We start from the raw sequence: 15,909 nt of genomic DNA on the forward strand, positions 1-15,909 counted from the left end.
TAACAGCGATTGGAAAGTTGTTCTGTCATCGCAGTGTCTGTGTAAATACTAATTAGCTGAACTTATAGAGGTTTTTCAAAAAGTCCGCTTTTGATTACGAAGGATGCCTATCGGCATCATCAGCATCGAATATGGAATTCAGCCGAAATGTCCGTTGCTCACGTAGTTTTCCTACGCTCCGCTACTCCATTTCTAGCTTCATCCCATCTTCTCGGTACTGAAAACCGGTCTTTTTGAATACGAACTTATATATCAGTCAGATGAACAGAAAGAGGTTGGGGAAATGCAACTTAGAAGAGTAAGGATCGCGGGAACAGGGAAGTACCTGCCTGAACAGGAAGTCACCGATGAGGAACTGGATCGCCGCTTGGACGTGCCTGCGGGCTGGGTTAGCAAAGCTACAGGCGTAGGTGTACGTCATTATGCTTCGGGTGAAGAAACCTCCTCTTTCATGGGCGCACGGGCTGCGGAAGCTGCACTGGCGGATGCAGGATTACAATTTAGTGATATCGACTGTCTGGTGTGTACCAGTGGCACGAAGGAACAACCGTTGCCAAGTACGGCGGTATTTATCCAGCAGGCCATGGGGCAGCAAGATTCGGGCGTACCTGCTTTTGATATGGATGCAACCTGCCTAAGTTTCCTGAACGGACTGGATGTGATTTCCTATATGGTAGATGCCGGACGTTACCGGCGAGTACTGCTCGTAGCCACTGAGATTGCCTCAGCCGGACTGAATTGGTCGGATAAAGAAAGTGCGGCCCTGTTCGGAGATGGAGCGGCCGCTGTTATTATTGAGCGTTCGCCTGAAGGGTCATCCTCTCAGATTGTACATGCTTCCCTTCAAACCTACAGCCGAGGTGCTCGCTTCTCGGAGATTGCAGGTGGAGGTACACGGCTGCATGCTTCGAATTATAAGGCGGATCAGCCTGAACCCTACCTTTTTCATATGGATGGACAGGCGATCTTCCGCATGGCTTCCAGACTTTTGCCTGGATTCATTGGTGATATGCTGCAGGCGACCGGGAATCGAATGGAGGATTTCCAATTGATCATTCCCCATCAGGGAAGTGCCATGGCGATGAGACTGATTCGCAAGAAGCTTGGCATTGCTGAAGATCGGTTTATGGACATCACACGAAATCACGGCAATACGATTGCGGCATCGATCCCGATGGGTCTGCATGAAGCGATTAGACAACAGCGTATTCAGCGTGGTGATCGGGTGTTGATGATTGGCACGGCTGCCGGATTATCATTGGGAGGACTCATTTTTGACTACTAGATCTGGGGAAACCAGACATCGTACAGTTGCTTCTCTCCGTGTGCTGCTTACAGGCGGAAGGGCTCCCGTAACGCTGGATCTGGCACGCATGCTTCATCGGGCAGGCCATCGGGTCTATGTTGCGGAGAGTGCCTTACGGCATCTGACCAGATCATCCAGTGCAGTGGAACAGTGCGCTGTGGTCCCATCGCCGCGTCATAACACACGTGCGTATCTGGCAGAGCTGGAACGGTTGGCACAGGATTGGCAGATCGACCTGTTGATTCCGATGTGTGAAGAAGTCTTTTATGTTGCTCAAGGGGCAGACAGACTGCGTGTATATTGCCGTGTTCTGGTTACAACCTTGGAGCAGCTGCATGAGTTGCACCATAAATATGAATTTATCCAGCTTGCAAGGTCACTCGGTCTTTCGGTTCCGGATACACGTCTGATCCACAGTCGGCAGGAATGGATGGAAGCCCAGTCTGTTATAGAAAAAGTAGGAGATTGGGTGTGGAAACCGGTGTATTCCCGCTTTGCATCCAAAGTTCGCATGCCAACACTCATGACCGATGACGCTGGGGCAGGGAGTGATAAGCAAGGAAACGTAAGCGAAAAGAAACGTCGACATTTCCGTAACGACCCTCCGGACGACGCGGAATTATCCTCTATTTCACCTTGGGTTGCACAGGCCTACATTCCTGGTCAGATGTTATGTACATACAGCATAGCGCATGAAGGGCAACTGGTTGCACATGCCACTTACGACAGTCGCTATCGTACAGGAAGCGTGGGAGCCAGTGTTTTTTTTGAACAGGTGGAACATGAAGGTGCCCTTGCGTGGGTTAGACAATTTCTTGAGGCAACGGGTTTTAGTGGACAGATTGGGTTTGATTTTATAGAAGGTCAGGACAGGCGAGTGTACGCGATTGAGTGTAATCCGAGGGCAACGAGTGGGATTCATCTGTTTCACCCCGGAGATGACTTGGTGCGTGCACTAACTGAACCGGAGACGTTGGTAAAAGAAAGAAAAATGATCACGCCCGCACGGGGCAGCAAAGCCATGCTCATGCTTCCCATGCTGGGAAGCGGGTTGCAGCAGATCTTAGGCAAAAGGAAGCTCCGTGCATGGATAGCTGCGTGGCGTGGAGCCAGGGATGTGGTCTATGTAGGGCAGGATATCCAGCCTGTATTTGAACAATTCGGAGTGGTGCTAGCTGCATGGCGTCTGGCAAGATCGCAGAAGTGCTCGCTGACTGAAGCTTTGACTCATGACATAGAATGGAACGGTGAACAACAATGAATAGAGCATTGGTTACAGGAGCTACGGGATGTCTGGGCAGGCATCTCGCGATACGACTTGCTAAAGAGGGATGGGAAGTCACTGGCATGGGCCGACAGCCAAAGGTTGGTGCAGAACTTGAGTTGGTAGGAATCCGATTCCTGAATGGAGATATACGGGATGAGGCTGCAGTGAACAAAGCGTGTACGGGACAGGATGTGGTGTTTCACTGTGCAGCTCTATCCTCGCCATGGGGCCGATATCGTGACTTTTATAGCAGCAATGTGGAAGGGACGCAGAATCTTGTAGATGTATGCCTGCATAATGAAGTACAGCGATTCATACATGTCTCAACTCCGAGTATATATTTTAATTACAATCCGCGATATAACGTACATGAGAATGATCCGTTGCCATCCAAACCAGCCAATCATTATGCAGCCACGAAGCTTCTCGCTGAGCAGGTTGTAATGGAGGGGCATGCGAAGGGACTTCCATCGATCATGATTCGACCGCGAGCCATTTTTGGTCCGTATGATCAGACGTTATTTCCCAGAATTGTCGCAGCAAACGCAAAATCAGGCGTGCCGATGATCGGTGGTGGACAGGCGTTAATCGATCTGACCTGTGTGGATAATGTGGTGGATGCCTTGTTGTTATGCCGTGATGTTGATGCCGCAGCACTCGGCAGAGCTTACAATATCTCCAATGGCGATCCGAGAGCGTTCAGTGAGTTGGTGAGCAGCCTGTTTGGCATGCTGGATATGCCCTTGCGTCGTCGAAACATTCCTTATCAGATGGCATATGGTGTGGCAGCGTTGCTAGAGCGAGTTCATGGCTTTATCCCTGCGATGGGTGAACCTGCATTGACACGGTATACAGTCGGCTCCTTATCTATTCCACAGACATTGGATATTACGGATGCACGGGAGCAATTGGGATACATCCCTCGGGTGTCCATTGAAGAGGGATTGCAACAATTTGCAGACTGGTGGAGGGCTGAATCATGCTGACAACAACTCCGGTGAAACTATATTTGGGTGCGGCGGGTTACTGTACACATCCAGAGTTTCTGACGCTGCGTGGTGGTCGATTGAGTCCAGTACCTTTCCCGGCAGGATTTGCCTGCATCATTCATCCCGTACATGGACCGATCCTGCTGGATACGGGATATAGTTCCCGCTTTTTCGAGGAAACGGCTCATTTGCCTAACGCACTGTATCGTCATATTACACCTGTGGTCTATCGTGAAGAGGATAGTGCCGTTCATTTTTTGGTTCGAATTGGACTGAAAGCTTCGGATATTCGGTATATCATCCTCTCGCATTTTCACGGCGATCATATCGCGGGTGTACGAGATTTCCCGGAGGCACAATTCATCTATCTGCCAAGAGCCTATGATGCTGTGCGCTCACTTGGTCCGATTGCGGCTGTAAAAGCAGGTTTTCTTGCGGGGCTGTTGCCCGAGGATTTTATAGTCAGATCATTGCCAGTTACGTGTGAGCCTGAGCGATGGATAAGAGCGGGGGAAGCTTTCCCTTTTGATGAGGTCTACGACATCTTTGGTGATGGCAGTCTGCTTGGGGTGGATGTATCCGGTCATGCGGAAGGCATGATGGGACTCCTGTTGCGTACAGAAGAACATGACTATTTTCTCTGTGCGGACGCGGTATGGTCGAGTCGGGCTTTTCGTGAACAGCGCAGACCGAATATTCTTGCTGGAATCATTATGTCGAATCGACAGGAATACCATCGTAACTTTGACAAGCTGGTTCAGTTGCATCAGCAATTTCCCCACATTCGGATTGTGCCGAGTCATTGTCGAGATGTACTGGACGCTTGGGGTACAGGAGGGCCGAAACGATGAGTAATACCTTTCGTATTGTGGTTCATTATGCACTCGCACGTGGGCTGCGAACATGGAAAACACGAGAACAACTTGAGCGCTGGCAAGAGCGCCGGATTATTCGGCATGTTCATCAGATCCGTGCCCGATCTCCGTTTTACCGGAAGTGGTGGGGTGGCGTGGACGCAACCGACTGGAGAAGCTTTCCGTTGATTGACAAATCAACCATGATGGAACATTTTGATACACTGAACACGGTGGGTATTACCAAGGACAAAGCTCTGGCTCTTGCAGGTGAAAGTGAAGAAACACGTGATTTCAAACCTTCCATTCAAGGCGTGACGGTTGGACTGTCTTCGGGCACGTCAGGGAACCGGGGGATATTTCTGGTGAGTGATCGGGAGCAGGATGCGTGGACGGGTACGGTGCTGGCCAAGTTGTTGCCTGGTGGACTGTGGAAACCTGCGAAGATTGCGTTTTTCCTGCGGGCCAACAGTAATCTGTATGAATCGGTGCAACGTGGCAAATTGCAGTTTCAGTACTTTGATCTGCTGGAACGTGTGGAGACCTTGGTTAAGCGGCTGGAAACCTACCAACCTACCGTGTGGGTGGCTCCTCCATCCATGCTGCGTCTGTTGGCGGATGCGTATGTGGTAGGATATCTGACTGCTGTACCGGATAAAATCATCTCTGTTGCCGAGGTGCTGGACCCCCTGGATCGCAAGGTGTTGGAGCGGGTCTTCGGACAGACCGTTCATCAAGTCTATCAGTGCACAGAAGGGTTCCTGGGTGCAACCTGTCGTTATGGCACACTGCATTTGAATGAAGATATCGTGCATATTGAAAAAGAGTTCATTGATCCCGCCACCCGACGGTTCGTGCCCATTATTACGGACTTCTCCAGAACATCACAGCCGATCATCCGATATCGGTTGAATGATATTCTGACCGAGGCGGCGCTGCCATGTGCCTGTGGTTCCCCGTTTACTGCCATTGAGCGGATTGAAGGCCGCTGTGATGACACGCTTTATTTTTCAAACATGCATACGGGTGAGGCGGTACCGGTCTTTCCGGATTTCGTTACCCGTTCGGTCATTGCGGCTTCGCCGGATATTGAACATTATCGTGTGGTGCAGCAAGGGGACGGAACAATGGAGGTATCCCTTCGACTTGGCGGGAACGCAGTGATGGCTCAGGTTGAGACCAATGTACTGCTGGAACTGATGAAGCTGGGAGAGCGGCTTGAATGCACCTTACCTGAGATCAGATTTGTACCGTATACGTTTGAACAGGGACTTACGAAGCTGCGCAGGGTGGAGAGACGGCATAATGGAGTGGCGGATTAAGCAGCAGGGGCCGTGCGGTATAGGTAGGAACGGGAAGTAAGTAATTTACCGAGGAAAGAAGGACACACCGTGACAGTAGAGGAAAACTTAACAGAAGCCGGACAGGGACGGATTAATGCAGGTTCTGATGTAGTGAAAAAGACGAAGGAAGGAACTAACGCTCCGGTGGCCTTAATTACGGGTACCTCCAGTGGTTTTGGTATGCTTACCGCGATCACCCTTGCCAAGCAGGGATACCTTGTTGTTGCTACAATGCGTGATCTGAGTCGAAGAGAAGAATTGGTGAAACTGGCTGAACAGGCGGGGTTAGCTGATCGTTTGCAATATGTGCAACTGGACGTGACCGATGCTGAATCGGTGCAGAAAGCTGTGGGGAGCGCACTTCACAACAATGGCCGAATCGACATGCTGGTGAACAATGCAGGATTTGCGGTGGGCGGGTTCATTGAGGAAGTATCGATGGAGGATTGGCGGCGACAAATGGAAACGAATCTATTTGGATTAATCGCTGTGACACGGGCGGTTCTGCCTGTGATGCGTGAACAGAAGCAGGGGTTAATTGTTAATTTGTCCAGTGTCAGTGGTTTGTCCGGTTTTCCAGGGTATGCGCCCTATGCTGCCTCCAAATTCGCTGTGGAAGGATTTACGGAAAGTTTGCGGCATGAGATGTCTTCGTTTGGTGTTCGGGTGGTATTAGTTGAGCCTGGCTCTTATCGCACACCGATCTGGAATAAAGGTTTGGGTGAGATTCACCGGAGCGAGGACTCTCCGTATAAGCATAAGCTGGACGCGGTTCTTCGTTATTCCAAACATGCGAGCGAGACGGCACCTGATCCACAGGAGGTAGCCGATCTGATTGGCCGAATTGCACGGATGCGTGCACCAAGACTTCGATATGCTTTGGGAAAAGGTTCGCGTGTGCTCATCATAGGTAAAGTACTGCTACCCTGGAAGTGGCTGGAGTGGATCATCGCCCGTGGTTTAAAATAGAGATTAGGCAGGAACCAAAATTGTACAGTTTGCAGACGGGAGGGGTTAGCCATATTCGAATTCATCGTCATTATTTTACTTCTTGCGATTGTGGGTCTGCTCTTTCATATCAATAGCAAGCTGCCAGCGCGTGACCGGGTGAAGGAAGCAATGGAACGGGATCGGAATCAGAAACATAATCAGGATGCTCCAAATTAAAACGCGGAGGTTACCAATGAAAATGGCATTCGTTTTGTTTGATGGACTGACTTTCCTTGATTTTGCAGGGTTTTATGATGTGATCAATCGGTTGAATTTCTTTGAACCTACCGAAGGAACGACGTGGGAAACCTGTGCCATGACAGATCAGGTCACGGATGAGTCTGGTCTAACGTTGAAGGTGGATCGAGTGAAGCCTGACCTATCGGAATATGATCTCGTGTTTATCCCCGGAGGCATGGAAACGCGCAAGCTTCGATATGACGAGGCCTTTGTAGGTTGGCTGAAACAGGCTGAGTCTGTGCCTTTGAAGGTTTCGGTGTGCACAGGCTCTCTGTTGCTGGGTGCGGCTGGTTTTTTATCCGGCAAAAAAGCAACAACACATCCCCGTGCATATAATTTGCTTGAGCCGTATGTCACCGAGGTGATTCAGAAGCGGATTGTAAAAGATGGAAATGTAATTACTGCCGGTGGTGTGGCCACGTCCATTGACCTTGGGATTTATGTTGTTGGGTTGCTTGCAGGACAGGAAGCGGCAGCGAATGTAAAACTTCAGATCGATTATCCTTATGAGATGCAGGGAGTGGTCGAAGAATGAATGCAGATCGCAAGCAAGAGACTTATATCATTCGCAATATTCAGCGGGATGAAGCAGACATCTACTGGCCTTTGCGACTGGAAGCACTGAAAACACATCCTGAAGCCTTCGGGGCTTCGTTCGAGTTGTCCATTCAACTCCCCATGAGTGAAGTGCAGGAGCGCATACATAATGAACCGGATGATTATATTCTGGGAGCATACACAGAAGAAGGAACCTTGGCGGGAATGATGGGTTTCAAAAGAGAATATGGCCTAAAGCTCAGGCACAAAGGCATGATCTGGGGCGTCTATGTTGCTCCGCCATATCGGGGAAGTGGGCTGGCTTCGCTCTTGCTCCGCGAGGTGCTGGATCGTGGAAGACATCTGGAAGGCATCAAGCAGATTAATCTGAGTGTAGTGACAACGAATGAATCAGCCCGACGTTTATACGAGCGATATGGATTTGAAGTTTTCGGCATCGAGCGTAACGCATTGGAAGTCAACGGTCAGGGATATGATGAGGCGCATATGAATTACTTTTACACGGAGCATTCAACATTGAATGAAGATACCAGCACAGGAGGAGTCCGATGACAGATCAATTTGAACTTGAGATCGACGGTGTTTCCTTTGTCTTAAAAGAGTCTCATTCTTTCGACTGGTTACAGCCCTTGGGTACGGTCTTTCGCGTATTCGATCAGCAGGATTCAGGGAATCTCTCTTTTGGTATTGTGCAAAAGGATGGAAAGCGATTGTTCGTTAAATATGCGGGAGCACATACAATTCATGCGAATCATACGGGAAGTCCCCCGGAAGCCATTCGTAATCTGAAATCATCTGTTTCCGTTTACGAAGATTTGGCGCATGACACGTTGATTCGACTAACGGATCATTTTGCAACGGATGAGGGGTATGCCTGTGTATTCGATTGGGTGGATGGGGAGTGTTTGCATTCCCACTGGTATTTTCCGCCTCCGGCCAAATATGAAGATCCGCGTTCGCCCTACTATCGGTTCAGACAGCTTCCTGTTGAGACACGCATTCGGGCAATGGAGCAGATTCTGAATTTTCATATCGAGGTGGAACGAAGAGGTTATGTGGCTGTTGATTTGTATGATGGCAGTCTGATCTATGATTTTGACAGAAACTTTATGAAAATTTGTGATATCGACTTGTATCGGAAGGGCTCTTTTACCAATACCATGGGGCGCATGTGGGGATCTTCCCGCTTTATGTCCCCTGAGGAATTTGAGTTGGGTGCACCCATAGATGCGGTTACCAATGTATTCAACATGGGGGCAATGGCGTTTGGGTTGCTTGGTGGGGAGAAAGATCGTTCTTATGACAGATGGGATGCCGGAGAAGCATTGTATCAGGTTGTGATACGTGCAGTGAGCGATGATCGGTCCGAGCGGTACGCATCGATTGCGGAACTTGGTGAGGCCTGGAAACAAGCTACGATTTAAGGTCAATGAGTGAGTGGTGGAATTTTCGCAAATGTGCAAAATCCATTCGTATACGTGTGTGAAATCCCGTATAATGGAAATTATTAAGGGGGTGCAGATGATGTGCAGATATGCCTTGTCAGGACCATATAAAGACATCTATGCATGTTTCATTTGTCGCAAATCATTTAAACAAGTTTCCAGACATGACCTGAGCCCTGAGGTGGTGGCACAACTTGAATATAAATGCCCGCAATGTGCCACATCTATGGTTAGTATGGGACACGATTTCCAGGCGCCCAAGCAAAATGATACCAAACAATGGACCAAAGTGATGATGCTGTACCGTCATGGTTATACCTATCATAATTGCGGGTGCGGGGCTGGATATCGTCCTGCAGAATTACGTCAATTATCCGAATTTCTGGAGCAACAGGAAGCTGGTAAAGGCAGTGTAGGCAAACGATTATTGCAAAGGTTAACTTCTTAGTTATGGTTCCAAAATCGAACCTGTCGTCTATGGAAATGTTGAAAATACAGGTGAGTACTTTATATACGATCAACGAGCAGCAGCGTCTATTAAGCATCAACGAGCCGGGTGGTGGGCAGGCTCCAGCCATTTTTATCGGTATGACTTCTGCCAGTTCACTGATCTATTATCATGAGCAGTTACCGCCGGATCTAATGGATGAGTTGGGGAAGGATTGCGAGCTTCCGTTGGATATTTCGAAACTAATTCGCAAGGTGGAAACCTTTGAGCTAGTTAACCGTGTGTGGATGGGACCCGCCTATGCTTTTCCTGAGATATCTTACGAGTGGAATCAGAAGGTTCAGTTGATTGGTCAGGAGCAGCGTTATTTGCTGGCAGAGCATTTTCCTGAATTAACAGATCACTTATATGAAAAAAGCCCTGTTGCCGCTTATGTTATTGGGGATTCTGCTGTGGCAGTGTGCTGCTCCGCAAGGCTCTCCGATCATGGGGCGGAAGCGAGTCTGTATACGGCCCCCGGTTATAGAGGACATGGATATGCAGCGGAGACAGTAAAGTGCTGGCAGTATTATGTCAAGGAGCGTGGACGCATGCCAATCTACAGTACATCTTGGGATAATCTTGCTTCACAGCAAGTTGCCCGTAAACTCGGATTAATTCAGTTCGGTGTGGATTTCAGTATCACAACTGTGGATTTGAGGAAGGACTGTGATGTCTGATGATTCGCACTTTCGTACAAAAGGATCTGAAGTATGTCATTGAAGCGCATATCCGAATTTATCGAAACGAGTATAATTATGATCATAGCTTTGCTGAATTTATCACCAACGCGGTGAATTCGTTTGGACTTAAAGGCAATCATTGGAGGGAGATGTTATGGATTGTTGAGTTAGATCAGACAGCTTCCGGCTCCATAGGACTTACTCAGGTGAATGAAAATACGGCTCAACTTCGCTGGTTTTTGATCGAACCGGAAGCACGTGGTGCAGGATGGGGCGGGGAGCTTATCAAACAGGCAATTCTTTTTGCAAAAGAAAAGGACTACACATCCGTGATCCTGTGGACCAATGAGTCTTTGATCAGCGCGCGTAGATTATATCAATCTGTGGGCTTTGAAGTGAAGGAAGTCCGCAAGCAGATGTTGTCAGGTCAGGAGCTTACCGAAGAACAATGGGAACTTGTTCTGTAGTTGGCCGAGGGCTTGAGCATGAAAGCCGAGTCTGTTGCGTTAACTCGTTGTTGAAAGGAGTGGTACAGTGAATCAGAGAAGACTGATTCTGGGTTTGTTATCCGTATGCACAGCATTGACGGTAGCAGCATGTTCGATTCGGACAGAAGACCAAGCATTAACAGCATCGATTGAAAGCAACCTGCAGCAGATGGTTAGCGACCCTGTCCTCCTGACCAGTAGCAATCCGAATGATTATATTGCTGGTAACCGGGAGGCATACGACGACATCTTGAATACCGGTGAGGAAGGATTGCATCTGCTGCTACAGCAGCTCGAATCCAGTCCGGATAATGGTCTTAAGGAATGGATCATGGCTCAGGCAAGTACTGAACTGCTTGGAGAGCTTAACCCTGTAGAGGCGTGGCATAGTGGCAAGGACTGGCTCAGACAGTATAAAATGAGCGTAGAATAATGGCTTATCTTCTCTATAGTACCTGACTTAGCGGAAGTAATGGAGGGGGCGGAATCGATTCTGAAGAAGCGATAGCGTTCGCCTTTGTCTCCGAATTTATACATCTATAAGGTTATTTAAGAAAATTTGGAGACAACAGCGATCAGAAGAACGATCCGTAACCGGAATGGTTCCCGCAAGCCGTCAAGCACTGTAGTGTGTGATGAGCCGGAAGTACAAACCTCACCTCCAGTCAGCATGAGCAGCATTGAGAGGTTCTTGGAACCCGAAAGAATACATTATAGAGGTGAAATCCTTGAATAAGAAAATTGCTTTTTTTGATTCAGGCATCGGTGGTTTAACCGTTTTGCATAAGGCATTACAACAGTTTCCGGAAGAAAAATTTCTGTATTACGCAGATACCTTGCATGTCCCCTATGGAACGAAGTCTGCGGATGAGGTTAGAGGACATATTTTTGATTGTGTGGAAGCCATCGTTCAGGAGGATGTTCAAGCCATCGTGATTGCTTGTAATACAGCAACAAGTCTGGCTGTGAAGGATCTGCGCGCCAAGTATGATATCCCGATCATTGGCATGGAGCCTGCGGTGAAACCAGCCGTGGAGATGAATCGTGATAGTGGAAAGAGAGTGCTTGTATTTGCCACGGCCCTCACCTTGAGCCAAACCAAGTATAACGAACTGGTATCACGTGTTGATGATCACCACAGTGTGGATTCCATTGCGTTGCCGGAACTTGTGGAATGGTGTGAACAGCTGGATTTTGATCCGCGCAAAATCGCTGATTATTTCCGGTTCAAACTGGCAGATCTTGATCTTCAAGGGTATGGCACAGTGGTGCTTGGCTGCACGCATTATCCATTCTATACGTCCATTCTGCGCACGGTTCTGCCCGATCATATACAGATCATTGATGGCAGTAAAGGCACAGTGAACCATCTGAAGCAGCGGCTTGGACTGGTGGCTCAACATGGAGACAGAACAGGGGAACAGGTCACTTTCCTCAGTTCATCAGGCCGACCGGAAGAGCAGGAGAAGATGTACAGTGCACTTCAATATCTTGAGATGAACTCCAAGTAAGTTACACCATAGGAGGTGATAGCTATGCAGTCCATTTATCTTATCCGTCACGCCAAGGCCACAGGGCAGGAACCCCATGCAGAGCTTACTGATGAAGGGATCAGGCAGGCTGAAAAACTTGCAGATATCTTGGCTCATCATTCCATAACGTATATTGTCTCCAGTCCATGGAAAAGGGCCGTTCAGACGGCTATGCCACTGGGCATAGCAACGATGCAACATATACATACGGATGAACGTCTTCAGGAGAGGGTACTTAGCTCTCTTGATCTGCCTAACTGGATGGATGGACTGAAACGTACATACGATGATGTGGATTGGATGGAAGAAGGCGGGGAATCTTCGAGAAACGCGGCTGCAAGGGGGCTGGCACTACTGGAAGAGTTGTGGAGCAGACCGGAACAGCACGCGGCCGTGGTTACACATGGAAACTTGTTATCACTGCTTATTCGTGAGTATGAACCATCCTTTGGTTATGAAGAGTGGACCAAACTGTCTAACCCGGATGTGTATGTGCTGGAGAGACAACGACCGGATGCAGGGCTGTCCACCATTCGAAGAATGTGGACAGATTAAACAGCAAAAGAGTGCTCCAGAGATATTATATCAGCCAGAACACTCTTTTCGTTTATCCACGGGGCATATTACAATGCAGCAATCATGATCATAACCCATCCAGCCAAAAATGCGACTCCGCCAAGTGGGGTAACGGCTCCCAATTTGCGAACACCCGTCACACTTAAAACGTACAGGCTGCCAGAGAACAGGATAATCCCGGCGAACATCAGCCATCCGGCAAGCATGACGAGTGAAGAGGATTCAAGACGGTCTGCCAGCAGTCCGATCAGGATGATGCCAAGTCCGTGGATGAGGTGATATTGAACACCGGTTTCATAGATTTTGATCATGTCAGCGGATAATTTGCGCTTGAGCGCGTGTGCGCCAAAGGCACCCAAAGCAACAGCCAGGAACATCATAATACTGCCGAGTATAATCAGGGTTTGCAATGTGTTTTTCTCTCCTTTTAAGGGTAATTAGATATAACATCAAAGTTTACTGCACGAGTGTTGTCTACAGTTTGCGCAATTGAATCTGCCCAATGGAGTGATCGGCTTCCTTTTTCAGAATCAGTCTGGCACGTCCTTTGGTTGGCAAAATGTTTTCATGCAGGTTTTTGGCATTGATATCTTGCCAGATCTGGTTGGCCGTACGCACGGTTTCTTCTTCATCGATATTGGCAAATCGTTGATGGAAAAAGGAATCCGTGTTCTGGAACGCTGTATTGCGGAGTAGCTTGAAACGCTCAACGTACCAGTGCCTTATATGTTCTTCTTCCGCATCAATGTAGATGGAAAAATCGAAGAAATCACTAACCAGCAAAGGCGTTTCCTTTTTGATCTGAAGTACATTGATACCTTCAATAATGAGAATATCCGGTTGACAGATCTGCTTCTCTTCTCCTTGAATGACATCGTAGGCGAGGTGAGAGTAGACGGGTGCTTTCACTTCGGGTTTGCCAGATTTCACATCACCCATGAACTGAATCAGGGATTTGATATCATAACTTTCCGGGAATCCCTTGCGGTTCATGATGCCCTTCTCTTGTAGCACCGCATTGGGATATAAGAAACCGTCAGTTGTGACAAGGTCAACTTTCGGGCTATTCTTACCTCTGGCGAGCAGTGCCTGTAGCAAGCGGGCCGCTGTACTTTTGCCCACGGCAACACTCCCCCCGATTCCAATGATGTAGGGGGTGGGGAGAGCTTCTTTTTTCATAAAGGAGGCCGTCAGTTGATTCAGCTCTCGTGAAACTCTTGCATATAGGTCAATAAAGTGGGTAAGAGGCAAGTATATATCTTCGACTTCTTGAATCGATACCTCTTCATTCAATCCCTTTAACTGTTCTAATTCGGCTTCCGTCAGTGGAAGAGTGGTCTGATGTTCTTTAAGTTCAGCCCATTCCTTGCGGTTAAACTCGATGTAAGGAGAGTATAAATTCATGAGATCCCGCTTTCTGTATGTAATATAATTGTGGACACAACCTTTAGTGTATCAAATTTCAGGAAACTGACAACACCTTTACATTGTGCCTTTCATAATGCCTTTCGTCAAAATGGAGCGAAAAACAACTTACTAGGAAAGTTTAACCCAATTTATGTTAAAGTCAACGTATACCATGCGGAAGGGTGACAGCACATGATCGTATATGAGAGAGAGCATGATTTTGTTTTGACCGCACAGCATGAGCATGGATTAGTAGCCGGAGAGATGGCTTCCCACTGGAAAAATGAATTACTAGCCGATGTTGCGCATCGGGATGAATTGATTCTAGCGGCCAAGGAACATGACCGTGGTTGGATTGAACTGGATTCATCTCCGTTCTGGAATGATTACAGTCAATCGCCGTATTCGTTTCGTGACTTTCCATTGCGTCCGCGTTTTGTATTCTACCATAAAGGGATTGAAGAAGTTCGTCAGAAAAACCTCTACGCCGGATTATTGTGTAGCTTGATGTACACGGAGCTATTTCAGAAAAATCTGGGGGCCAATGCTCAGGATGATGATGACATCCGAGATTATCTGCAACAAGAACACGAACGTCAGCTGGATTGGGAGAAACAGCTTGGTGGTGATGCTGAAGAACTGAAACAGAGGCTGCAAAGTGATGTGGAGATTATGCTTTTCTGTGATCAGCTCAGTCTGTTTCTCTGTATGGAGGAACCTGGAACACCTGCTGCGCGTTATGATTTTTTTGCAGAAGGGCTCAGTTGTACATTTGATGCCTGTTCCAGACAACCGATTCAGGCAGAGTGGTTATCCAATGAAAAAGTAGGCCTGTCTTTTTTCCCGTTTGATGAGGACTTTACGATCGTTTTACCATATAAATCGGTACCAAAGGCAAGTATCCGCAAATTTGGTATGCAACAGGCTTATCGCCGGGCTGAATGGAAGGAACGCCGGGTGTTGATTACGGAATTGAACTGAGAACTGGAAACTCCAGGCTTGAGGAAATAGCAGCATAGAATATAACAAAACAGGCGGGCTTCTGATGTACAGGTGTACAGGGCGTCCGCCTTTCGTATGCATATATATCATCATAGACTATACTGTGAGACCGGTGAAAATACGAATGAATCAGAGTGGGAATAAAGAAGGATAACACAGGTTATTCCCAGAAATGTTAGTGTACAGCAGAGAAGCGCATGTTAGCAGGAGGACGAATATGGATACTAGGATAGAAATATTAACGATGTGTATGGTATGGGACAAAATGAATGATCAGGTGTTGTTAATGAATCGGCCGGACAGCAAAGGATTTCCGGGATACATTGCTCCTGGGGGGAAGGTAGACTTTCCGGAGAGTATCGTGGATGGTGCCATGCGGGAGGTTTTGGAGGAGACGGGGCTAATAGTTAATGAGATTACGTATAAAGGGCTTGATGAGTTCTGTGATCCCGAACAAGGATTGCGGTACATGGTATTTAACTATTTGGCGACTTCATTCGAGGGTCGGTTATTGCAAGATCCGCCCGAAGGCGAGCTGTTATGGGTGCCGATGAAGCGGGTTTTTGAGCTGCCTATGCAGGATTGGTTCGCTGAACGTTTCCCGCGTTTTTTCCAAAAAGGCACTTTTGAGCGGAGTGTGATCTGGGAGAAGTCATCCGGACGTACGTTGCAAGAAACATTTATGGTGTATAGCGATTCCGTACTTGAACAGAGTGGGACCCGATAAGTTAAACCGTCAGAA

Annotated in this window: 19 protein-coding genes; 17 read left to right on the forward strand and 2 right to left on the reverse strand. The window is 48.0% G+C overall.

The window, feature by feature from the left end:
• Window positions 1-283 precede the first annotated feature (283 nt).
• The 15 genes from MHI52_RS08865 (at window position 284) to MHI52_RS08935 (ending at window position 12,737) form a co-directional block, all read left to right on the forward strand.
• On the forward strand, window positions 284-1,285 hold the full coding sequence (locus MHI52_RS08865) for a beta-ketoacyl-ACP synthase III (protein ID WP_405158886.1): 1,002 nt from the start codon (window positions 284-286) through the stop codon (window positions 1,283-1,285).
• Window positions 1,275-2,567 carry an ATP-grasp domain-containing protein gene (locus MHI52_RS08870; protein ID WP_405158887.1) on the forward strand — a complete coding sequence of 431 codons (1,293 nt, stop codon included), beginning with the start codon at window positions 1,275-1,277 and terminating at the stop codon, window positions 2,565-2,567. Before MHI52_RS08865 ends, MHI52_RS08870 begins: the two co-directional genes overlap by 11 nt.
• Entirely contained in the window at window positions 2,564-3,559 is a 996-nt protein-coding gene (locus tag MHI52_RS08875; protein ID WP_405158888.1) for an NAD-dependent epimerase/dehydratase family protein, read from the forward strand. The genes MHI52_RS08870 and MHI52_RS08875 overlap by 4 nt, the downstream gene beginning before the upstream one ends.
• Window positions 3,553-4,413, forward strand: a complete 861-nt coding sequence (locus MHI52_RS08880; protein ID WP_405158889.1) for an MBL fold metallo-hydrolase — start codon at window positions 3,553-3,555, stop codon at window positions 4,411-4,413. Before MHI52_RS08875 ends, MHI52_RS08880 begins: the two co-directional genes overlap by 7 nt.
• Complete coding sequence (locus MHI52_RS08885; protein ID WP_405158890.1) at window positions 4,410-5,738, forward strand: F390 synthetase-related protein; 1,329 nt, start codon at window positions 4,410-4,412, stop codon at window positions 5,736-5,738. The genes MHI52_RS08880 and MHI52_RS08885 overlap by 4 nt, the downstream gene beginning before the upstream one ends.
• A 111-nt stretch (window positions 5,739-5,849) precedes the next feature.
• On the forward strand, window positions 5,850-6,728 hold the full coding sequence (locus MHI52_RS08890; protein ID WP_127544862.1) for an SDR family oxidoreductase: 879 nt from the start codon (window positions 5,850-5,852) through the stop codon (window positions 6,726-6,728).
• 214 nt (window positions 6,729-6,942) lie between these two features.
• A complete protein-coding gene (locus MHI52_RS08895) occupies window positions 6,943-7,524 on the forward strand; it encodes a DJ-1/PfpI family protein (protein WP_127544504.1) in 582 nt (193 codons plus the stop codon).
• Window positions 7,521-8,099, forward strand: a complete 579-nt coding sequence (locus MHI52_RS08900; protein ID WP_076252494.1) for a GNAT family N-acetyltransferase — start codon at window positions 7,521-7,523, stop codon at window positions 8,097-8,099. Before MHI52_RS08895 ends, MHI52_RS08900 begins: the two co-directional genes overlap by 4 nt.
• Complete coding sequence (locus MHI52_RS08905) at window positions 8,096-8,971, forward strand: serine/threonine-protein kinase (RefSeq protein WP_076327073.1); 876 nt, start codon at window positions 8,096-8,098, stop codon at window positions 8,969-8,971. The genes MHI52_RS08900 and MHI52_RS08905 overlap by 4 nt, the downstream gene beginning before the upstream one ends.
• A 97-nt stretch (window positions 8,972-9,068) precedes the next feature.
• Window positions 9,069-9,440, forward strand: coding sequence for a hypothetical protein (locus MHI52_RS08910; protein WP_405158891.1), 372 nt, complete (start codon window positions 9,069-9,071; stop codon window positions 9,438-9,440).
• 50 nt (window positions 9,441-9,490) lie between these two features.
• Complete coding sequence (locus MHI52_RS08915; protein WP_405158892.1) at window positions 9,491-10,159, forward strand: GNAT family N-acetyltransferase; 669 nt, start codon at window positions 9,491-9,493, stop codon at window positions 10,157-10,159.
• Window positions 10,159-10,629, forward strand: coding sequence for a GNAT family N-acetyltransferase (locus tag MHI52_RS08920; RefSeq protein ID WP_405158893.1), 471 nt, complete (start codon window positions 10,159-10,161; stop codon window positions 10,627-10,629). Before MHI52_RS08915 ends, MHI52_RS08920 begins: the two co-directional genes overlap by 1 nt.
• A gap of 67 nt (window positions 10,630-10,696) precedes the next feature.
• Window positions 10,697-11,083, forward strand: a complete 387-nt coding sequence (locus MHI52_RS08925) for a hypothetical protein (protein WP_340019835.1) — start codon at window positions 10,697-10,699, stop codon at window positions 11,081-11,083.
• Between the two features lie 295 nt (window positions 11,084-11,378).
• Window positions 11,379-12,161 (forward strand): glutamate racemase, encoded by a 783-nt coding sequence (gene murI, locus MHI52_RS08930; protein ID WP_127544488.1) that lies wholly within the window; start codon window positions 11,379-11,381, stop codon window positions 12,159-12,161.
• 24 nt (window positions 12,162-12,185) lie between these two features.
• Window positions 12,186-12,737: a histidine phosphatase family protein gene (locus MHI52_RS08935; RefSeq protein WP_405158894.1), complete on the forward strand. Its 552-nt coding sequence runs from the start codon at window positions 12,186-12,188 to the stop codon at window positions 12,735-12,737.
• Window positions 12,738-12,805: 68 nt separating this feature from the next.
• Here the strand turns inward: MHI52_RS08935 and MHI52_RS08940 are convergent, their stop codons facing one another.
• Complete coding sequence (locus MHI52_RS08940) at window positions 12,806-13,168, reverse strand: DUF423 domain-containing protein (RefSeq protein WP_036610220.1); 363 nt, start codon at window positions 13,166-13,168, stop codon at window positions 12,806-12,808.
• Between the two features lie 64 nt (window positions 13,169-13,232).
• Complete coding sequence (coaA, locus tag MHI52_RS08945; RefSeq protein ID WP_036610217.1) at window positions 13,233-14,162, reverse strand: type I pantothenate kinase; 930 nt, start codon at window positions 14,160-14,162, stop codon at window positions 13,233-13,235.
• A gap of 195 nt (window positions 14,163-14,357) precedes the next feature.
• Here coaA and MHI52_RS08950 point away from each other — a divergent pair, with 195 nt between their 5' ends.
• Both MHI52_RS08950 and MHI52_RS08955 read left to right on the forward strand, forming a co-directional pair.
• Window positions 14,358-15,146 (forward strand): DUF3891 family protein, encoded by a 789-nt coding sequence (locus tag MHI52_RS08950; protein WP_405158895.1) that lies wholly within the window; start codon window positions 14,358-14,360, stop codon window positions 15,144-15,146.
• A 238-nt stretch (window positions 15,147-15,384) separates the two neighbouring features.
• Window positions 15,385-15,894 (forward strand): 8-oxo-dGTP diphosphatase, encoded by a 510-nt coding sequence (locus MHI52_RS08955; protein WP_339188676.1) that lies wholly within the window; start codon window positions 15,385-15,387, stop codon window positions 15,892-15,894.
• Window positions 15,895-15,909 lie beyond the last annotated feature (15 nt).

The organism is Paenibacillus sp. FSL H8-0283, from assembly GCF_045040675.1.
Lineage (GTDB): Bacteria > Bacillota > Bacilli > Paenibacillales > Paenibacillaceae > Paenibacillus > Paenibacillus amylolyticus.